We start from the raw sequence: 21,263 nt of genomic DNA, 5'->3' as shown, positions 1-21,263 counted from the left end.
TTTTCTGTGTGGTTTTTACCGTAAATTTTGTATCTTCTTCAAGTGAATACTGCTTATATTAATTTTCTGATGAGAAAACTTTATTTTTTAGTTCCTGGTACAGATAAAAAATTTTCCTGTGGTGGTCTTTGGGCAGAGTTGAAAACAGTTAGTTTAGCTCAACAGGTCTGTCATGCTGATGTTGTTACTTATCGACAGAGAGAAAAAGATAAACTATTTCTTGATGATCTACTCAAAGAAAACAACTTGAATGATGTGATATTTATCATTAGTTGGGGATTTGATATCGCTAAACTAGCGCCCAAACTGCAAAAATATAATGTGGTTTATCATGCTCACACTGCTGGTTATAAATTCAAGCTACCGTCAGATATTCCCATCATGACAGTCAGCCGTAACACGATGGGATATTGGGGGCAAAAATCACCTAATTCTTTAATTTATTATTTACCTAATCAAATCGCTGATGAATTTATAAATTTGCATCTTGAGCGAGATATTGATATTTTAGTTCAAACTCGAAAATCTTCGGAATATTTAATCAAAGAATTAATTCCCGCATTGCAGAAAAAATGTAATGTTTTTGTCGTTGATTCTTATATCGAAGATTTACCAGGATTATTCAACCGAGCTAAAATTTATCTTTATGATTCTGCTGAATATTGGGCGCAACAAGGCGTTAGTGAAGGTTTTGGCTTACAACCAATGGAAGCCCTTGCCTGTGGGTGTCAGGTTTTTTCTAGTATTAATGGCGGACTTTCTGATTATTTAGATCCTGGCTTTAATTGTTATAAAATTGCTGGATACTCTCTAGAATATGATGTACAACGTATTCTTAAATCTCTAGCATCTCCAGTTTATTTAACTTTATCACCAGAAATTTTGTCAGAGTACCGTGGTGAAAATATCATTAATAGATTTACATTAATTTTAACGGAGATCAATGATTTTTTTGATTACAAAATTCATTCCTCTTTCAAGATTCCAGATTTAACAAAATTGCGTTTAACAAAACTATTTATAAAAAGAGTATATGGTAAAATAAAACAAAAATATTTTTCGTAATTCAAACAGGACTGACGCAACTGGCTTGCTTTGTAGGGTGCGTCAGATATTAAATATCTGTTTATTTGCAGCATTTATGAAGTCTGACACACCATAGTTGTCAGTAAAACCCTGACAGCACAAGAATTTTCCACTAAATTTTGTCTGAGTAACCAGATCCCCGATTTCTTAAATTAGTCGGGGATTTGAGCTTTTGGATATCAATGTCATGAAATCTTGATAAATGTTTCCCCAAAAACTATTTATGTCATTGTTTCCTGACATAATGATCCCCAAAGGGCTGATAAATACGTCAAACAGGCGAAAAACCGTCTTCAGACCCCTTGCTCACTAGGCATGATTACCGGTTAATATCTATTTAACGAAAGCACGCCGCTGATCCCGAAGAAATGCTAATGACGGCAAGACTAGGAATTAAGCAAGTCGTGTATCTCCATTTAAAAACAAACTAAAACACTTATAAACTGGGCAAAACCAGGAGTCAGGAATAAGAAATTCATCTGGGATAGATGACATTTTATAACCCAGGGATATCATTTACCTTTACCACTACTGGAGGCCAAATAAATGGCAAAAGAACGCCCCCCGCTAGAGGAGATGACATTACGGCAACTTCGTAAAGTTGCTAGTGAATACAGCATTTCTCGCTATAGCCGAATGCGTAAATCTCAACTGCTGGCATCAATTCAAGAAGTCCAGCGCAACAAAGTTTCGCTTAGTCCATCTCGTTCACTGGAGGCACAGGAGACCGTGGAAGCAGCAAAGTTTGAATTAGGTCAGGAAGATCGTACTGGTGGTTCTCTCGCTGATGTGGATGAGGCACTTGCCGATTTACCAGCGGGTTACGGTGATAGCCGTATAGTTCTATTACCTCGTGATCCTCAATGGGCTTATACATACTGGGATATTCCCAATGATCACAGAGAAGAACTACGCCGTCAAGGCGGACAGCAACTAGCATTGCGGATTTATGATGTTACTGACATTAATATCGAACATCAAAGCCCCCACAGTATCCAGGAATATCCTGCTGATGAACTAGCAAGAGAATGGTATTTACCCATTCCGGTAAGCGATCGCGATTACGTCATTGATATCGGTTATCGTACCGCAGATGGTAGTTGGTTGGTATTAGCTCGTTCTGCAAGAGTCCACATTCCTCCCGTCTATCCTTCCGACTGGATTGAAGATGTCTTCATCACCGTAGACTTTGAAGAAGAATTGCGCGGTACGACTAAGTACGAACTAGTTCCCCCAGCTAAGAAAATTGCTACCACAGCAGCAGCAGCTGGAACTGCAAATGGCAACCCCATTTATGACCAAATCTTTGGTTTAGCAGAATCTGCTGAAGCTCAACGAGTTGCAGGTTCTCTATTTGGTTCGATGCAACAAGTACCCGGTTCGGCACGTCCAGAACAAGCTATCAGTTCCTACGTTTTCCCATCTGGTGTGGGTATGTGGGCAGTTCCTACCGTATCTGGTTTAACTATGTCCGGTGTGGGTATGTCTGGTGTTGGCTTCTCTGCTTCCGCAGTACCTGTACGTCCTCGTCAGTTCTGGTTAATTGCTGACGCTGAATTGATTGTATATGGTGCAACTGAACCAGATGCAACTGTAACTATTGGTGGCCGTCCCATTCAACTCAATTCAGATGGTACATTCCGTTTCCAAATGTCTTTCCAAGATGGTGTAATTGATTACCCAATTTTGGCTGTTGCTGCTGATGGTGAACAAAGCCGTTCTATTCACATGAAGTTTGAGCGGGAAACACCATCTCGCAATACCAACACTAAAGAAGAAGCCGTTCTGGAATGGCTTGCGTAAATTTTGAATTTACCCATTGAATTTTACATTACGCCATAACTGCAATTTTTAATCATCCCCGCTATAGTCATTCTGTAGCGGATTTTTTTATGATATGTACTTAAAAACCTGCTTTGCGAGCCGCAACATCTGTTGATACCAATATTTATGAGGGGATTAGTAAGCGATCGCTGACAGATACTTGTCTGATTGGCTTATCTATCGTTATATTATCTATAGCTTCTGAAGTTATCTATAAATTCTACTAGCTTCTAAAATATTTGGTTTTTGACTGAGCGAGAATGTAACCTTAAGGTATCTATAGTTTCTGAAGTTATGGGTCAAACTAAAAAGGCAAAAATTACATTTACTTGCTCACATGAACTACGGGAAGAACTAGAAAGTATTGCAAATGTTGAAGACCGTACATTATCCAATCTTGTAGAACGGATAATTACACGAGCAGTTAAGAGCTACAAACCTCAAGACCAGAAAGCAAGTTAGCCGCACGTACAGCCAGCAACAATCGGCATGACCAACCCACAGCCAGTAGACACCAACACCCGTCTAACCAATATCGACTCACACCTACAGCAGTTAGATGATGAGTTTGAGACTGCCAAACAGCTTTTGATATCAGCCGCTTCCTATGCTGAATTAGCTAATAATCGCATTGACAGGCTATCAGAAAGACAAGATATCACCCAAAGACAGCTTAACGGGTTATCCGTAACAGTTCAAGTCATGGGCGAAAAAGTTGACAACTTTATTGTCAAAGTAGATGAGCAGTTTGACCGCTTAAGCTACAAAATTGACGATTTTGTGGATACAGGCAAAGCGCGTAATGCTGTAGTAAATAATGTAGTTCTCGAATTAAGAGATAGCCAACAATCAACAAATGCTGCTATAGAGAGACTGGAGAGAATTTTAGAGCAATTGCTGAGGCCAAAAGATTAAAGAAGACGGTGAATTCATTTACTGTCATTTTTTGGTATCGGACAGTTAGCAGGTAAGATATTACAGAGGATGATATAGCCTTTCCCACTCTAATTAGATACAAAATTACCTCTCCCCAACCCTCCCCTTGGTAAGGGGAGGGTGCGCGACAGCGCGGGTGGGGTGTATTTATGAGCTTGGGAATTGCTATAAGGCAAGAAATTCAATGATTGATTTGTTATGTCCAGTAATAATCCCCGCTATAGTAATTCTGTAGCGTTTTTTTATGTGATCATAACCGTAGATAAACACAGATGAACACAAATAAATTATTTTTGATATCTATTCCCATAATTAGCGCTGGTTTATTATTAGGTTGTCAGGATATGGTAGCTAATTCAGCACCAAAACCATCCACTAATTGTCCTGGTAATAATTCTCAGTTTAGTATTGAATTTTTTAAGACTAATAATAAAGGTGAAAGATATTCTAGAGGGATCAATCATGTGATTATTTTTAATCCTAAATCAGCAGAACTAGATTTTAAAGTTAATGTTGGTTTGGCTCATAAAATATACGCTAAAGATGGCAGAGGAAACTTTCGCAAAGAATATATACCCAAATATTTTAGTCAATTAATATCAGATGGAAATTCTAAATTAAATGGTAAATCACCAATTGCAGCCATTAATGCTGACTATATAGATACTGTTAATAAACCCCAAGGTTTAAATATATCTCGTGGGATAGAGTATTCTGGTGCATTTAAAAACAAACGTTCTTCCTTTGGGATATCAGGGGGAAACCCCAGGGAACGTAGAGCTACTATTGATACTGGCAGAAGAGGAGCGAATATTCTTAATTACAATTTAGTGGGAGGTAATGGTAGATTCTACCGTCAAGGTAAGTTTAAAGATATTTGTCAAGCCTTAGGAGAATTTGCTTGTAAAGGTGCAACTAATCGCTCTATGGTAGCAGTTACTAGTAAAGGTTATGTGATTTTGTTAGTTAATGATGTGAAAGCTAATTCTAGTATTCAAACTTCTGCAATTAATAAAGAGTTACTACCAAGTCAGTTTGATGATGTCTTAGAAGGAATTGCTAAAAACAATTGTTTAGGAAGAATTCAAGAGGGGATGTTATTTGATGGAGGTATGTCTCCGGGATTGTTTTATAACAATAAAATCTATTTGGAAAACTTTGGGCCAATTGGTTCGGTGTTTTTGATTTATAAGAAGTGAAAGAGATAATGGGGAAACTCAAAGTTTACTAATAATCTTTTTTTGCCTCTTTTCTTTACAATCTTTTTGTACTATAATGTAATTATTATATAAATAAGCATCTTAACGATGAGTAACATACTAAATATTAAGAAAAAATTGAAAGTTGTCGTTCCTAAGACATGGACTAATAATAAAAAAGGAAAGTTTTGGGAAAAGATAGTAGAACCTTTATTCAGTGAACTTCGTTGGCAAGTAATAGGTGATATTGAATTTGAAGGTATGCAAACTGATATATATGTTAAAGACTTAATAACGGAAAAAAGAGGATTGGTAGAATGTAAATTTGAGGAAAAGAATATTTCTCCTAGTATAATACACCAGTTAATGGGTCAGGCAGAAGATGAAGAAGTAGAATATGCTTACTTAATCTCAACTTCGGAGCTAACTCCAAAAGCAAAGGCAGTAATAGAAAAACATAAAAACAAAGATACAAAAAACAAAAAATATTATTTGGAATTTTTGGGGACAGATAAGTTAGTTGAGTTATTTATCAAAATCTATAACATTCAATCACCTGATTTTGGAAAATTTAATATAGATAAATCCAAAATTGAAAAACTGACCTTATTATTAACTCACTCTAGAGATTTTGTCTGGATAGCTGATGAAATTGGTCAAGACGGTGATGTCTATAGGATTATTATTTTCTCAACTACAAATAACAACTGGTCTATAGATGAATGGAAACAATATTTTTCCCAACACGAGCTTTATTGGGCTAGTCTTGATATTGCTGTTGTTAATGATGGTAAAAATATATTACAAAACAACGCACCTGTAGAAAATATTGACATAACAATTTCAGAAATTAATGAAGCAGATAGTTTTGATGATTACCATCGTCCTTGTCGTCCAGAGGATTTCTTTGGCATGATTAACTCTCAGGATAAGTTTTGGGATTTTATCAAAAAAGTCAGAGATAAAAAAACAAAACTGAGAGTTGTTTGTTTTCCAGGAATAACAGGTATTGGCAAATCGTCTTTATTGTTGAAATTAGCGTCAGATTGTTTCTCTATCCCAGAATATCAAAATAGTTTCTACATATATCATGTAGATGTTACAAGTGTTGATCCTTCTCAGTCAACGCTTTTTATTCCTAGAGTTATTACCAAAGCATTACAGACAGCTATTAATGATAAATTTATTGACCTACCAAATCATAAAATATCTACTATCCTTGAACCTCCCTTTTTTTCTACTGAATCAATTCAATTAGCTCTTGATAATCTCAAAAATAATAATCGAGTATTAATTATATTTTTTGATCAATTTGAGGAAATAATAATTAAAGAAAATTTATCATCTCTATTTAATATATTTAAGAGATTAGGCTATGAAATTGATAGCTTAAAAGAAAATATAATTTTAGGATTTTGCTGGAGAACTGATATTAATATTCCAATGGAAGATCCTAGATATCACATTTGGCAAGAATTAGGAAAAATCAGAAAAGATATTGAATTCGATAATTTCTCATATCAGGATTCATTGAAACTACTTGATAGATTTTCAGAATATTTAAGCCAAAATGGTAAACGCTTAGATCCAAAAATAAAAAAATGGTTATCTGAAAATTGTCATAATTTACCTTGGTTAATCAAGAAATTATGTGGTGATATTTACAATCAAAATATTGATCAAAGACAAATATCTTCAGGAAACAAAAAGTTAATTACTAAATTTGATATCGAAAAAATATTTGAGTCTGATATTCAAAGATACATAAACAACAATCCAGAACATTCTAATTGCTTAGAATATATTGCCAAACAATCTCCAGTTCCTAAGATTGAAGTGTGCCATAAATTTAATTCTCATGTAATTAATCGTCTTATAAAAGCAAAAATAATAATTGAAACTGGAAACAACTATAAAATATATTGGGATATTTTTAGGGATTTTATTATAGATGGAACTTTGCCTAAAATTACTATAACTTATAGACCTAGAACAAAAATTTCAACTTTACTGAGAATTTTTAGGCTAATCAACTCTACTACAACTTCATTAGAATTGGTGGAAATAACTAAATATAAGAAAAGTACAATTGATAATGCTATTCAGGATTTACAAAATTTTTTTCAGGTAGAAAAAGATACAAAAAGCAATAAAATAATTGCTCCGGAAAATTTAATTAATTTACAGGATTATGAACTTGCTGAACATTTAGCTGATCAAATAGAGGATCACATTGTTATCCGAGAAATTTATGAAAATCTTATACCAGATCAATATATTTGGGAGGATGATTTCAAAAAATTATTGCGAAAGATATATTATGAGCAAGGTAGTGTCAAGCCAGAATCCATAACAGACTATACTAGCAAAATGCTTTCATGGTTTTGGTTTACAGGGTTATTAGAAAAAAGGCAAACCTGGTTAATAGCAAGACCTATTAGACCTAGATACGGGAAACAGAAAGGTAAAGCTTCTGAATGTGACCTTGACAAACCGAAAATATCTAAATCTTATGTCACTCCAGGACACCCAAGCTTGTTAGATTTATTAGATCCATTAAGCCATAAATAGACAACCTGCAATTGAGGCTATAAAGATCATGACTCTTGCACAAGAAACACACTACTATTCACCTGAAGAATACCTAGAATTTGAGGTAAATTCAGAATTACGTCACGAATATATTGATGGATTAATTATCCCCATGACAGGCGGAACACCAAATCATAATAAAATAGCTGGTAACTTATATGTTGCCATACATTTTGCCCTCAAGCGTCAGCCTTACGAAGTCTATTATACTGACCAACGGCTTTGGATTCCTAAACGACGGATTCATACTTATCCTGATGTAATGGTTGTCCAAACTCCCCTAGTGTTGGAAGAGGGAAGAAATGACACTATTACTAATCCAGTGATGATTGCTGAAGTTTTATCAAAATCTACCAAAGGTTATGATAGAGATGAAAAGTTTGCAGCTTATCGGACAATTGCTAATTTTCAAGAATATATTTTAATTGATCAATACACAATTCACGTTGAGCAATACGTTAAAACTGATCATAAAAAATGGATGTTTTTAGAGTATGAAGATATTAACGATTCTTTAAACTTAGCTTCTATTCCTTGTCAAATTTCGCTGGCTGATATTTATGAAAAGGTAGATTTTAAATCTGAAGAATTATAAGTAGTAATACTGTAGGTTGGGTTGAGAGATGAAACCCAAAACTTCAAAAACTTGTAAATGTTGGGTTTCACTTTGTTCAACCCAACCTACGCATCTGCTGTGATAATTGAATGCCATTTGAATTTTTTCTGTGTCAGTTAAATAACGCATTTGCTTAAAGCAAAATTTTGAATGATTTAGACCAAAATATAAAGCAGCAATGGAGACTATCGTACTACAGGCAGTGGTTAGCCACAACCTAATATTCATACTTGTTTCTGATTGTTGTTTCATATAGCAATCCTAAATAAGTTATGATAAAAAACCATACTCATGAAGTTTGGAAAAGTCAAAAATTTGACAATGTTTAGATACTGTTGCCTCATTTGATATAGATGGTAGCTAATTTAGGTGGCACAAATTATGTATCTGTAATACTCTCAGTCCTACTACAATTAGAATTGTTGTGATGTACTCTATTAGCTAAAGTGTCAGATTCCCTACCTCTGCGCGAGCATTATCTCGCTTTAATTGATGAAATTGTCGAAACTACTCTCAAGGGTAAGATTAGCTCTGTAGAGCAAGTATATCAAATGTTACTCAAAGGTATTACTTCCGGCACAGGGGAAGTGTTTGAGTTAGCTTTGAGCGATCGCTTGACAACCCTGCAAACCCAAGTAGATAGTGAAAAAGACGAACTAAAAAAGTCTAAAGCCACACGTGGTTTAAGAGCAATTAAAACCATTCAAACACAATGGCAACGCTGGCAAGAGCAAAACAAAGCCACGGAAGCTATAATTCTCGCAGTCCGAGAAATTACCATTGCCAGTAATGACGAGCGTTTAGCCGTATTTTTGCGTTTAACCGACCCTAATTTAAAATATCAATTAAATTTATCTCAATTACAGCAATTAGCCAAATCCTTACAGCAGTTTGGTGAAGCTAATTCCGATTTAGCGCAAATATCAACAGGAATTACTCGTGGTGTCGCTTCTTGGCAACGTATCCAAGAAAACCTACTGAGTTGGATGTATGAACAAAAAGGTTCTCTAGGATTTGGTGGTGTACCCGGAGAAAGTGGTCCTTGGGCAAGTTGGGCAAAGTTAGTCAAAAGCGAATTCCCCGCAGCATTTTTCCGCACCTTAGCACTTGAACAATCTGCAATTGAATTTGTTCAAAAACAACAAAATATTACCCTCAGTGATTGGGTAGAATTAGCAATAGTTTTACAATTTTTACAACGGGGTTTAGTTAGTTGGTTTGACCAACAAGCTTATGATATCCAAGCTGGCCCAAAATTATCAATTTCTACATTTTTGACCTTTGCAGTAATTTGGAGTCAATTCGCAAATGCTTTTCAAACCCAAGGAATAGTTTACAGCAATGGAGCTTCACAAATTATGCTCCAGATTTTAAGAACCTTTGCCCAGCGTCCTTATTTCCCCCTCTACGGTGGGATTTTTGCTTCTTTTTCTGGTAGTTCTTTGCGAGATGCTTTAGATTATTTAGATGAACCTCTACGTTCGGTGGAGAGAACTCAGGAAAAAGCCAGAATTTTGACACTTTTAGGATATTCTCAACGTGCTTTAGGCAAATATCCGCGTTCAATTAATTTTCATCAGCAAGCTTTAGAAATAGCCAGAAATGCCAAGGATAGCTATTGTGAAATTGCTAATCTTAATCATCTCAGTCGTACCTATGTCCAAGAAAAAAATTATGCAGAAGCGATTAACTACAGTCAAAGGGCATTAATTTTAAGTAGACAAGCAGGTGATAAAACTGGAGAAACTAACGCGCTGGTAAATTTAGGTTATAGCGAAGTTATGCAAGCCCAGCAGTTGGAAAATATTGAACCAGAAGTTTATGAATCGGCAATTAATTATCTTGAACAAGGTTTAAAGTTAGCCGAAAAATCAGGTGATGTTCAAAGTCAAGCTTTATGTTTTAGCAGTTTAGGTATTGCCTATTTAGTAATTGGACAAAACGAAGCAGCAATTAAATATTTAGAGGTAGGTTTTAAAACTGCACAAGTCTCTGGTGATTTGTATCTCCAAGGTCGTAATTTAGCTTATTTAGCCGAAGCTTATTATCATCTCCTCAATTTTGAAAAGGCTGTTTATACTGGTAGTCTGGGAATGTATCTGCTAGAGCAAATTTCTTCCCATGAGTGGCGACAAGCCGCAGGTTTATTGACCATAATAAAAGGACAAGTTGGGGTAGATAAATTCCAATTTCTACTTCAACAAAATCGCCCTAAAATGATTTCTGTTATCGGTGTTGATGGGTATGATTATCTTCCCCAATTATTAACCAGATATCAAGATTCGTAATTTGTAATTAAACCCAGTCCTCGTTTGCCAAAAGTATGAGTGAGGGTGTTGACTTCAGCTTTAAAATCTGATAAGCTCGATTTTGATAAGGAAGAACTATTTCATAAATATTAAGTACTATAAATATACGTTTAGAATTTACGCACTCAGCCTAGTTGAGAAGGGTAGAATAGGCATTTTAAGTTGTGGAGAGATTCTTCGCTGCACTCAGAATGACAGCTTCCCGTTTCAGTGCGTGAGTCCTGACGATATTAAAGACCCTTAGTAGAGACGTTGCAGTAACTGTCTCTACGTTCTTTTACTAGATGTCTAATTTTGGTGGGCATTTACGAATTACGAATTACGAATTACGAATTACGAATTACGAATTACGAATTACGAATTACGAATTACGAATTACGAATTACGAATTACGAATTACAAATTACGAATTACGAATTACGAATTACGAATTACGAATTACGAATTACGAATTACGAATTACGAATTACGAATTACGAATTACGAATTACGAATTACGAATTACCCATCACCTTTTTTAATAGTTCAGGAATTTGAGAAGGACGTTCAGCTATAGGAATGTCTGCTGATTGGAAAGCTGCTAATTTGTTTTGTGTTGTACCAAAAGTAGAATCACGTCCAACAACGGTGGCTAAGGTTCCTGTTGGCCGCCAGTGTTTAGTTAATGGTGCGTGTCTACCCGCAATGTAGGCAATCACTGGTTTATCAATAGCTTCAGCTATGTATCTTGCGGCTGCTTCTTCACTTCCACCTCCTGGTTGACCGACTAAAACGATCGCTTCTGTAGTTTCATCCTCATCAAGAATTTGCAACCATTGCAGGAACGATGAACCCATGATCGCATCACTGCCAATGCTGACACTAATGGACTGACCTAAACCAGCTTTGGTTAATTCCCAAGCTACTTCATAGGTAAGAGTGCTGCTACGGCTCACAATCCCCACTGATCCAGGCGTGTAAAATTCGCTGGGTTGAGTTCCTAAGAGAATTTTGCCAGGAACGATAATTCCGGGGCTGTTGGGTCCAACTATCAAAATTTCACGAGTCTCTGTTTTGCGGAGTAATGTCACCATATCCAAAGGTGGTACACCAGCGGAGATAATAATGATCTGCCGAATATTAGATGCGATCGCTTCCAATGCAGCATCTAATACTTGATAAGGGTGTACACAAATAATCGACGTGTCAATCGACCCAAATTTTGTTGTCACCTCTTCTACTAAGTCAAACACTGGGAGGTCGTACATTTGCTGTCCACCACATCCCGGATTGACACTAGCCACTAAATTAGTACCATAAGCTTTCATTTGAGCAATATGAGTTGCTGATATAAATTCACAAAAACCCTGAATTAAAACTTTACTATCTGGTGTTAAGTTCATATTTAGTCATTGGAAATAGGGAATAGGGAATAGGGAACAGAGAACAGAGAACAGAGAACAGAGAACAGAGAACAGGGAGAGGAATATTGATCCTGCCCGTTCAATTTTGGATTTGCAATTTTAAATGGTTCAATCCAAAATCCAAAATCTAAAATCTAAAATCTAAAATTTTCCTGCCTCCTATTACTGCTTTTTATGTGCAGGTAACTTAGCCAGACGGACTGCCTGTAAAACAGCCTCATCTAAATTTTCTACGACTATCAGCATTTGGGTTTCGGGTCTGAGCGTAGCTAAATACTGTCTGGCATTCTCAAAATCAGAACCAGCAAGGCGTACAACTAATCGGGGTAAGCTTCTGGGCTTAATTTTGCTGCCATTAGACAGAGGAGATTGGAGTTCTTTTGGGTCTAATTGTATAAAGTTGGCAATGACTTCTGGCATTTGGGATACCTGGGGAATAGTTCCCAAAAAGTTAATGAGAATTACTTTCATGCTGTTGTCAGCAGCTAAGATTTTCAGACCTGTTTCTAAGCGATCGCAAAAATTAGTTAGTGAGGTATCAGTGAGGAAAGAATGTCTCAAATTTAAAGAAATACCAGGTTTACCACCTGCATTAGCAACTGCATCTAAGGTTGTCAACACTGAACCAGTACCATTGCCTAATATACCGATTTTCCCGTGTATTTCTAACCCATCCCAATCACCGACGATGCTGTTAATCTTGCTACCTCGATGATGGGAGACTAATTTTGCTGCCATTTGGACTATTTCTGGATGACGTTTAATCGCCCTTTCGTTAACTCTGATTTTGCCATTGAGAGCCATAATTTGCCCAGAAGCACTGACAGCTAGAGGATTTATCTCTATTAAATCCAAGTCTTTCTGCACAAATAACTGGTACATTTTTTCTACAATATCGCTTACCGATTGCATCAGCGCACCCTGTAAGCCCATTTTCAAGCCTAGTCGTCTGGCATAAAATGGTGAAAATTCTTGTTCTACAACCACATATTGCATTTTATCCCCTGGGGATTCCCAATCAATATCCGGTTCTTTGCAACCTAAAAGCACTGGACGACACAGGGCTGTATCTAAAACAACAGCAAGATACAATTCTTCTTTGGCATCATACTTGGATTCTGCCAGTAAGACTTCGGGCAGTTCTCCCCAAATTGGTAAATTAAAGATATTTTGAGCAGCTGCGATCGCATCAATGGTGGTTTCCACAATTCTCACTCCACCAGCTTTGGCTCTTTCATCTGCGTGTACTTGCGACTTTAGTACAATAGGATAGCGGATTTTTAAGCGTTTTAAATCTGTAGGATGGTCAATTCGCTGGGATGGTAATACGGGAATGCCCATCTTTCCAAACCATTCTTTAACTTGGTATTCCAATAAATCCATTGACACACACCTTGTATTAATAATTCCAAAGCAGGTTTGCAGCGCTGTCTTATAGTTTTTACGGCACCCTGATTGCATAAGCAAGCTTTGGCTGACTAAAAAAATTATTTGGCACGAATTAATTTTATCCAATTCAGCAAGAGTGGTACATTCATTTCTATAAGCCTAACCGCTGCTATTTGGTTGATGAGAACTAATGCACCCCCTTGATAAACCTGCCAATCTCTAAGAATTACTGAAATATTATTGTATATTTTTCCTTAGATAATTTATACTCGCATTTGGATTGGCTTATTGCTCACCTCGCTGTATAAATATGTAGCATCCCTATTATGCTGTTTCTGGTTACAGATTTAACTTAGGTTGCAAAATTTGTATTGGTGGGTAAAACTATGTATCTGTGTATAACCAACGCAAGTACTTTATTTCATACGCTCAAAGATAATAAAAACTATAAAACTATATAGAAAATTAGCAATAACACCCTATGAAAGTAGCATTCCAAAAAGAAGATTTACAGCTTCTATCCAGTATTCTGCAAGAACAATTACTACTGGAAATTACATCTGGCGAAGTCTTACAGGTTAAATGTGCTGTCCAAAATGACGAACTGATGATTTTAACTCAACATCCTTTCAATGTGGCAATTGATACGGATCAAGTATTGGCGGTACTTGAAGAAACACTCCACTGGCAATCTCAATATGATTCACAAAGGGTGCAATTTTATATCAGAGTTTCAGGAGAAAAACTCCCTTACGCCAAACATTCCATAATAGTAAAGGCAAAGGATAGAGAGGAATATCAGAAAAATTCTAGTCAAGAAGAAATGGATAGTAACAGCTATCTAATTTTTCCACCACATTTTCCTGACTCTGCATATAGTGTACAGGAAGACTATACAACAGAAACATTACTTAGCTCATCGAATATAGATGATGATATTTCAGAAGCGGACAACTACGTATTAGATACATCATTCAGTTCAGACACATCATTTAGTTCAGATACATCATTCAGTTCAGATACATCATTCAGTTCAGACACATCATTCAGTTCAAATACATCATTCAGTTCAGATACATCATTTGGCTCAGATACATCATTTCTGGATGATAGTGAGAATGAGTCATTAGAAGCAGAAAAGTTTGATCCCTTTGCAGATGGACAAAATTTATCTAAGAGTAGAAACCTATCTCTTCCACCTTTACCCATCCTTTTAGGTGCAGTATTGGGGGTGACAGTGATTTTTGGTGGTGGTGCTTTCTTTTTAACTCGTTCTTGCGTGATTGGGCAGTGTCAAGAATTACAAACTGCCGAGCAATTTAAAAGTGAGTCTGAGCAATTGATGCGTCGTGCTAAATCTGAGCAGGAATTATTAGCAGTACAACAGAAATTAGATACAGTGATTTCTGATCTAAAAATAATTCCTCAATGGTCGCCTCGTCACCAGCAAGCGCAGGAACTGAGTACAAGTTTTTCTGAGCAGTCCACAAAAATTAACCTAGTGGTAAAAGCTTTACAGGCCGGATCTGTGGCCGAGCAAAAAACTAAAACTCCAGCCAATAGCCTAGAAGAACTACGCACCAGACAAAGCTTATGGCGGCAAGCGATCGCACCACTAGAGCCTATCAAACCAGAAAATCAACTCTATGGGCTAGTAAAGGCAAAGTTGCCAAATTATCAACGCAATTTACAAACATTAAATCAGCAGTTACTCCAGGAGGAAACATGGCTGAAAAAACTAGACACAGCTAAAACCATAGCTGACTCAGCCATCCAGCGCGAAACAAAGGCTAAATCAGGTAATGATTGGCAAAGGGTAGAATCGGCTTGGCAAGGAGCTATTAATGCCTTGAGAAGTATCCCTGCAAAGAGTACAGGATATCAGGAAGCACAAAACCTGCTAACGGATTATCAACCCAAATTTATCTTGGCACGCGATCGCTCTAGAAAAGAAATGCGTGCAGCCACACTCTATCAACAAGCTATTAATATGGCTAATCAAGCCAAAGTCTTTGAGCAAAAAAATCAATGGCAGGCAGCAGTAGCATCTTGGCAGCAAGCAGGTCAGACGGCTCGACAAATTAACCAAGATAACTTTAACTACAATCAAGCACAATCTCTAATTCAAACTTCTTCAACTGCTCTAGTAGCGGCACAACAAAAACAGCAACTCTATGGTAATTTGGCCCAAACTCGTACTGATCTGGGCAATACCTGTGTTAACGGAATGCGGTTCTGTACTTTTATTATAGATAACCAAGGTATCAGCGTCCGCTTAACCCCAGAATATGACCAAACACTACAAAGTGATAATCCTGATTTACAAACTCACTTCCAAAGCCTGAGAGAAGCTTTAGGAGTAATTAGTGACAATGCTAACCTGCGTCTAGTTCTCTATAATTCCCAAGGACAGGAAAGATATATGAAGCAGCCACAATAGTAGAGACAACAAGGCTTCTAGCTGAGGCGAAGAAGCTATTGTTCTTCCAATATTGTCACATTTTGACACAAGACGTACAGCCTTAACTTGTCAGGGAGGCAAATTTTTAGTTTTTTTAAGTAACTGGACGTACCACACGAATTAGTTTTTTTCTTAATGATGCTTCTGATGTTACAGCGTCATCAATCCGTGCTGCAAATTGTTCCCAGTTACGATTATTGCTGCAAACAACAATTCCAAAGTGATCATCATCACGACGATGCAACCGGATAAAATCATATTTATTAATAGTTAATACCGCCCGTTTTTGACTGATGGCAAATGCTAATACTTCATCATCAGGTATTCTTTGTTCTGCTTTTTCAGCTTCTTGAACTGTCAAAACATCATGCCCCAAATTCCGTAATAATTCCACCACTGGAAAAGGAAACTGTTCATCTGCGTAAAAACGTGCCATTGACTACGCCGCCTCATTACGCTCAATTGCCAATTCGATTTCATCAGCATGAGCTTCTGCATATACCCAAGCATGAGCTAAATCTGTAGCTGAAATGGTGGGATAGCTGGTTAAAAGGTCAACATCAGTATATCCAAGTCGTCGAGCTTCCACTAATACCCAGACAGAAATACGAGTATTAGCAATGCAAGCCTCTCCACCACAGACTCTAGAGGTTTTCTCAATTCCTTGCCAATTGCTACCCAGACTTTGAGCAAGTAACTGTATAGCCTGGACTTTTTCACTAGGTTTGAGGGCAAGAAGTTGTTGTTCTAACTCTTTGAGTGTCATGGATGTAAGTCTTTTAATGTTTTCTCAAGCTACATTCACAATTTTAATATGCTATCACCACTATTTTACTTTGTTCCAACTGTACAAAAAGAATAAAGTTGGAAACTCAGATTTTATGAAAGCTGATGATGATGGAAAATTAGTTTCTATTGTTGAGGTGGCGTAAGTTCATGGAAAGAAATTTACAGCAATCAGCTTTTTACTGCCCTCTCTCTCACCCATTGCTTTAACAGAGGAACTTCAAAATCATACCTTCCATTAATTTCTTGTAAGATATGATAACCTGGAGTTTAGGCTAATTTAATTAATTATTCTCCAGTTCAGTTAATTATTCTCTTTTTACAAAAATTACAACTGAAACGAAGCAGTTAACGCCACCGCTAAAGCATCTGCGGCATCATCAGGTTTGGGAATTTCATCTAAATCTAACTCTCTCGCTACGGCATCTTGGACTTCTGCCTTATCTGCATTACCATAATTTGTTAAAGCTTGCTTAATTTGGGCAGGGGTAAATTCTACATAAGGAAGCTTGCACTGTCCCAAAACCAACATAAGTACGCCCCTAGCCTGTGCAACAACAATAGTACTTGACATACGATAGAAGAATAATTTTTCAATTGCCACCAAATCTGGCTGCAACTCCTTCATCAGGGTGTGTAAATCGTCATATAAAATACATAACCGCTGTGTCATTTCAGTATTAGAAAAAGTGCGAATCACACCAAAATCGATCATTTTTACTGTCGTGTCTTGTACTTTACCTTGACTTTGTTGCCAAGTAATTGCCCCAAATCCTAAAGTTGCTAGTCCTGGATCTAATCCTAAAATTCGCTTTTCCATAAAATTCATTTTCACAAATACAGAGTGTCTTTACATACAAAATAATTACCAGTGAAAATGTTTCCCATTTCATGAAACATCCCCACAGATGGTATTACCAAGCCCAAATAGAAAATCTTCAACTGACACAACAGGTAATATTAACAACTTTAAGAATCTGCTCCAAATATAAAGGAATTGAAAAATATCATGGTTCCACCCTTGGTCTTGAAACCAGGTAGTGTACATTTTCTGTTAAACATTGTTTGTACCACTGTTCCCTATTAGGTATGTCAATCGGTTTTCTCAGACAAGCCCTCAATGCCCTACAACTACAGTCACACAGCCGCACTTCCCATCGGGTTAACCAGTGGTTTAAGTGGCTATCCCCTGGAATATCGGTGAAACGCTGGTTTTTTATAAGTATTGGGGGTGTTTTTTTGGCGAGTTTGGGGTTGGCTATTTGGATTAAGCTAACCCCCATTTTTTGGGGAATAGAATTGCTGAGGGGTTTTCTGGGATTCCTCGCCAATATTTTACCCAATTACATCAGCGGTCCCTTAGTTTTACTATTCGGTGTGCTGTTGGTGTTGTGGGGACAATCCCGCACAGTGGGTTCAATTACTGAAGTTTTAAGACCACAAGGAGATGACGAAGAACTGATAGATGTGCTGTTAGCCCATCGTCGCTTGTACCGGGGTCCCAAAATTGTCGTAGTTGGTGGTGGTACTGGACTTTCTACTTTACTCAGAGGCTTAAAAACCTATAGTGCTAATATTACTGCCATTGTTACCGTAGCTGATGATGGTGGTTCTTCTGGCAGATTGCGCCAGGAATTTGGTGTTTTACCTCCTGGGGATATTCGTAACTGCTTGGCTGCACTAGCAGATGAGGAAAAGTTATTAACAGAATTATTTCAATATCGGTTTCGGGCTGGGGATGGTTTGACAGGTCACAGTTTTGGCAATTTGTTTTTAACTGCCATGACCGATATTACTGGAGATTTGGAACAGGCTGTTGCTGCTAGTTCTAAAGTACTGGCGGTGAGAGGACAAGTTTTACCTGCAACCCTCAGCGATGTGCGTCTCTGGGCAGAATTGACAGATGGTCGCCGGATTGAAGGGGAGTCTAGCATTCCTAAAGCTGGGGGCAAAATTGTCAGAATTGGCTGTATTCCTGAAAATCCACCAGCCTTACCCGCAGCAATTAAGGCGATTAAAGAAGCTGATTATATTATTATTGGGCCGGGTAGTCTTTATACTAGCTTAATACCGAATATGTTAGTTCCAGAAATTGCGGATGCGATCGCAGAAAAAAATATTCCCCGCATCTATATTTGCAATATCATGACCCAACCAGGAGAAACTGACAGTTACACAGTTGGCGAACACATTCAAGCTATAGATGCCGCTTGTGGTAACAGAAGGCTTTTTGATGCCGTATTAGTACATAAAAAAACACCCTCTGCCCAAGCACTTATCCGCTATGCCCAACAAAATTCTCATCCGGTTTTCTTAGATCGTGAAGTGATCAGCCAATTAGGTCGGCGTATTATCCCCGCTAATATCATCTATGAAGATGAAAATGGTGCAGTTCGCCACGACCCGCAAAAACTAGCTAAGGTTTTACTGAAATGGTACAGTGGGGCGCATCACGGGAAGTGATGGAGACTGGGGGCAGGAGTTCGGAGTCAGGAGTCAGGAGTCAGGAGTCAGGAGTCAGGAGTTCGGAGTTCAGGAAACAGAAGAAGAATTACCAATTACCAATCACCAATTACCAATGACTAAAATTTTCCTTTCTAATACAGAGGCAACACAGAAATTAGGTATTACCATTGGGGAAAACCTGACTGCTGGCAGTGTCATTTTACTAGAAGGTGATTTAGGTGCAGGTAAAACTACCTTAGTCCAGGGTATTGGTAAGGGTTTAGGAATAACTGAATCTATTGTCAGTCCTACTTTCACTCTGATTAACGAATACATTGAAGGACGCATTCCCCTTTACCATCTAGATTTGTATCGCCTAGAACCTCAAGAAGTGACAAGCTTGAATTTAGAAAGTTACTGGGAAGGCATGGACGTTGTACCGGGAATTGTCGCTATTGAATGGGCTGAACGAATGCCATATCTACCAGATAGTTATTTAAAAGTATCTTTAACCTATGGTGAAAATGGCACTCGTCAAGCAGAAATCACCCCTGTGAATTGTACGCTAAATCCATTGATAAAACAGTTTCAGACAGGGATTTAAATCCTTTCATTTACGAAAAAATTCTTCATTCCGTAAAAATCTTAAATCCGTTAAAAGAGTATTAACTCATTCATTCCGTGAAATCCTTAAATCCGTTAAATCAGTGATCATGTTTTGACAAGAATGTTAAAGCTTGGCCGCGAATTTCCGTATTTACCTGGCCTTTGTCATAGACAATCTCTCCGCCGACAATTGTTGTGACAGGCCAACCTGTCAGGTTCCATCCTTCAAAGGAATTCCAACCGCACTTGCTTAAAACTTCTTCACGTTTAACTTCACGGTAGTTGTTTAAATCTACCAGCACTAAATCAGCATCGTAACCAGGGGTAATTTCTCCCTTATTGGGAATACCATAAGCCACAGCCACAGCCTTAGACATCCAATTAGCAACTTGAGCAACAGTACATTTTCCTTCCATTGCCGCAGTTAACATTAAAGGTAGGGAAGTTTCTACACCAGGCATTCCTGAAGGAGTATTGGGGTAAGGTTGAGCTTTTTCTTCTAAGGTGTGTGGTGCGTGGTCTGTGGCGATGAAGTCAATGATGCCATCACGTAAAGCTTGCCACAGTATTTCATTATCGTGGGGCGATCGCAATGGTGGATTCATCTGCGCTAAACTCCCAATGGTTTCATAGGCACTCGTATTTAACAACAAATGTTGTGGTGTCACCTCCGCCGTTACCCAACTTGGTTTATCCTCACGCAGTAACTCTGCCTCCTCAGCCGTTGACATATGTAGAATATGTAACCGTCGTTGGTATTTTTTAGAAAGTTTTAATGCCAGTTGGGTTGCTAACAGTGCAGCTTGATTATCCTGAATTTGCGAATGAACAGCAGGATCATCAATCCCCGCAAACTCTAGACGGCGTTGCTTAATTCTCTCTTGATCTTCAGCATGAACAGCAATTAAGCGATCGCCCTGGGCAAAAATCGCCTCTAGCAGACCTTCTTGATCAACCAGCAACTGCCCATGCATCGACCCCATAAAAATCTTAATTCCTGGTGTCGGCTTTGCCGAAAGTAATTCGGCTAAATTATCAGCCGTCGCCCCAATAAAAAAGCCATAATTAACTAAGCACTTATCGGCAGCCCGTCGTAGCTTATCATCCAAAGCTGACTGGCTAATTGTCAAAGGCTTTGTATTAGGCATTTCTAAAAAGGAGGTCACTCCCCCCTTAGCACAAGCACAACTAGCAGTAAACAAGTCTTCCTTGTGTTCTAGTCCCGGTTCCCGGAAATGTACCTGTGGATCGATTACCCCAGGCAACAAAGTTAACCCTCGTGCGTCAATTTCTTGAGTTGATGTAGTACCAGTAATTTGAGTCCCTACCTCGACTATTTGCCGTCCAGCCGTTAGCACGTCGCCAATCATCAACTCACCATTGGGTAGAATTAGGCGTGCTTGGCGAATTAGTAAACTTTTTGGAGATGACATGGATTTAACAGCGTTAGGTATAGATATTCATTGATAATAGATAAATTTATCTCCAATATCTCCAAGGTAAATTTTTTTAGGCTTTATTCTCAATGCTTTATCTGGCGAAAATTTTACAGAAACATAGTCCTCAAATACTATTATTAATTAGGAAAATACACTTCCCTAGTTAAGATAA

General features: G+C 37.7%; 18 protein-coding genes. 11 read left to right on the top strand and 7 right to left on the bottom strand.

The window, feature by feature from the left end; translation table 11 throughout:
- Nucleotides 1–69: 69 nt before the first annotated feature.
- From ACOWPH_RS26340 to ACOWPH_RS26315, 6 genes are all read left to right on the top strand, one after another.
- Nucleotides 70–1,065: a glycosyltransferase gene (locus ACOWPH_RS26340; RefSeq protein WP_015213069.1), complete on the top strand. Its 996-nt coding sequence runs from the start codon at nucleotides 70–72 to the stop codon at nucleotides 1,063–1,065.
- 567 nt (nucleotides 1,066–1,632) lie between these two features.
- The gene (locus ACOWPH_RS26335) at nucleotides 1,633–2,889 is read left to right on the top strand and encodes a DUF4912 domain-containing protein (protein WP_015213068.1); all 1,257 of its coding nucleotides are present in this window, start codon (nucleotides 1,633–1,635) and stop codon (nucleotides 2,887–2,889) included.
- Between the two features lie 510 nt (nucleotides 2,890–3,399).
- The gene (locus ACOWPH_RS26330) at nucleotides 3,400–3,825 is read left to right on the top strand and encodes a hypothetical protein (RefSeq protein WP_015213066.1); all 426 of its coding nucleotides are present in this window, start codon (nucleotides 3,400–3,402) and stop codon (nucleotides 3,823–3,825) included.
- Between the two features lie 293 nt (nucleotides 3,826–4,118).
- Nucleotides 4,119–5,045 (top strand): phosphodiester glycosidase family protein, encoded by a 927-nt coding sequence (locus ACOWPH_RS26325; protein WP_015213065.1) that lies wholly within the window; start codon nucleotides 4,119–4,121, stop codon nucleotides 5,043–5,045.
- A gap of 108 nt (nucleotides 5,046–5,153) precedes the next feature.
- Nucleotides 5,154–7,616 carry a restriction endonuclease gene (locus ACOWPH_RS26320; RefSeq protein WP_015213064.1) on the top strand — a complete coding sequence of 821 codons (2,463 nt, stop codon included), beginning with the start codon at nucleotides 5,154–5,156 and terminating at the stop codon, nucleotides 7,614–7,616.
- Nucleotides 7,617–7,644: 28 nt separating this feature from the next.
- Nucleotides 7,645–8,232, top strand: coding sequence for a Uma2 family endonuclease (locus ACOWPH_RS26315; RefSeq protein WP_015213063.1), 588 nt, complete (start codon nucleotides 7,645–7,647; stop codon nucleotides 8,230–8,232).
- On the opposite strand, the gene ACOWPH_RS26310 is transcribed toward ACOWPH_RS26315, so the two are convergent.
- Nucleotides 8,227–8,505, bottom strand: a complete 279-nt coding sequence (locus tag ACOWPH_RS26310; protein WP_015213062.1) for a hypothetical protein — start codon at nucleotides 8,503–8,505, stop codon at nucleotides 8,227–8,229. The two genes, ACOWPH_RS26315 and ACOWPH_RS26310, sit on opposite strands and share 6 nt — an antisense overlap.
- 194 nt (nucleotides 8,506–8,699) lie before the next feature.
- Here ACOWPH_RS26310 and ACOWPH_RS26305 point away from each other — a divergent pair, with 194 nt between their 5' ends.
- Nucleotides 8,700–10,541 carry a tetratricopeptide repeat protein gene (locus tag ACOWPH_RS26305; RefSeq protein WP_015213061.1) on the top strand — a complete coding sequence of 614 codons (1,842 nt, stop codon included), beginning with the start codon at nucleotides 8,700–8,702 and terminating at the stop codon, nucleotides 10,539–10,541.
- Nucleotides 10,542–10,846: 305 nt separating this feature from the next.
- Complete coding sequence (locus ACOWPH_RS26300) at nucleotides 10,847–11,083, top strand: hypothetical protein (protein WP_015213060.1); 237 nt, start codon at nucleotides 10,847–10,849, stop codon at nucleotides 11,081–11,083.
- Here ACOWPH_RS26300 and ACOWPH_RS26295 read toward each other — a convergent pair.
- Both ACOWPH_RS26295 and ACOWPH_RS26290 read right to left on the bottom strand, forming a co-directional pair.
- Entirely contained in the window at nucleotides 11,057–11,944 is an 888-nt protein-coding gene (locus ACOWPH_RS26295) for a succinate--CoA ligase subunit alpha (RefSeq protein WP_015213059.1), read from the bottom strand. The two genes, ACOWPH_RS26300 and ACOWPH_RS26295, sit on opposite strands and share 27 nt — an antisense overlap.
- 183 nt (nucleotides 11,945–12,127) lie before the next feature.
- A complete protein-coding gene (locus ACOWPH_RS26290) occupies nucleotides 12,128–13,348 on the bottom strand; it encodes a succinate--CoA ligase subunit beta (RefSeq protein ID WP_015213058.1) in 1,221 nt (406 codons plus the stop codon).
- Between the two features lie 487 nt (nucleotides 13,349–13,835).
- Here ACOWPH_RS26290 and ACOWPH_RS26285 point away from each other — a divergent pair, with 487 nt between their 5' ends.
- Entirely contained in the window at nucleotides 13,836–15,794 is a 1,959-nt protein-coding gene (locus tag ACOWPH_RS26285; RefSeq protein ID WP_015213057.1) for a hypothetical protein, read from the top strand.
- Nucleotides 15,795–15,909: 115 nt separating this feature from the next.
- Here the strand turns inward: ACOWPH_RS26285 and ACOWPH_RS26280 are convergent, their stop codons facing one another.
- The 3 genes from ACOWPH_RS26280 to ruvC form a co-directional block, all read right to left on the bottom strand.
- Nucleotides 15,910–16,251 (bottom strand): DUF5615 family PIN-like protein, encoded by a 342-nt coding sequence (locus tag ACOWPH_RS26280; RefSeq protein WP_096713096.1) that lies wholly within the window; start codon nucleotides 16,249–16,251, stop codon nucleotides 15,910–15,912.
- Between the two features lie 3 nt (nucleotides 16,252–16,254).
- On the bottom strand, nucleotides 16,255–16,581 hold the full coding sequence (locus ACOWPH_RS26275) for a DUF433 domain-containing protein (RefSeq protein WP_015213055.1): 327 nt from the start codon (nucleotides 16,579–16,581) through the stop codon (nucleotides 16,255–16,257).
- 348 nt (nucleotides 16,582–16,929) lie between these two features.
- Entirely contained in the window at nucleotides 16,930–17,421 is a 492-nt protein-coding gene (gene ruvC / locus ACOWPH_RS26270; protein WP_042464566.1) for a crossover junction endodeoxyribonuclease RuvC, read from the bottom strand.
- Nucleotides 17,422–17,690: 269 nt separating this feature from the next.
- Here ruvC and ACOWPH_RS26265 point away from each other — a divergent pair, with 269 nt between their 5' ends.
- Nucleotides 17,691–19,064 carry a gluconeogenesis factor YvcK family protein gene (locus tag ACOWPH_RS26265; protein ID WP_015213053.1) on the top strand — a complete coding sequence of 458 codons (1,374 nt, stop codon included), beginning with the start codon at nucleotides 17,691–17,693 and terminating at the stop codon, nucleotides 19,062–19,064.
- A gap of 115 nt (nucleotides 19,065–19,179) precedes the next feature.
- Nucleotides 19,180–19,650, top strand: coding sequence for a tRNA (adenosine(37)-N6)-threonylcarbamoyltransferase complex ATPase subunit type 1 TsaE (gene tsaE / locus ACOWPH_RS26260; protein ID WP_042465669.1), 471 nt, complete (start codon nucleotides 19,180–19,182; stop codon nucleotides 19,648–19,650).
- A gap of 100 nt (nucleotides 19,651–19,750) precedes the next feature.
- Here tsaE and ACOWPH_RS26255 read toward each other — a convergent pair whose 3' ends face one another.
- Nucleotides 19,751–21,085, bottom strand: a complete 1,335-nt coding sequence (locus ACOWPH_RS26255; RefSeq protein WP_015213051.1) for a dihydroorotase — start codon at nucleotides 21,083–21,085, stop codon at nucleotides 19,751–19,753.
- Nucleotides 21,086–21,263 lie beyond the last annotated feature (178 nt).

The organism is Anabaena sp. PCC 7938, assembly GCF_049315035.1.
Taxonomy (GTDB): domain Bacteria; phylum Cyanobacteriota; class Cyanobacteriia; order Cyanobacteriales; family Nostocaceae; genus Anabaena; species Anabaena cylindrica.
This window is presented reverse-complemented; position numbering and strand designations above follow the sequence as displayed.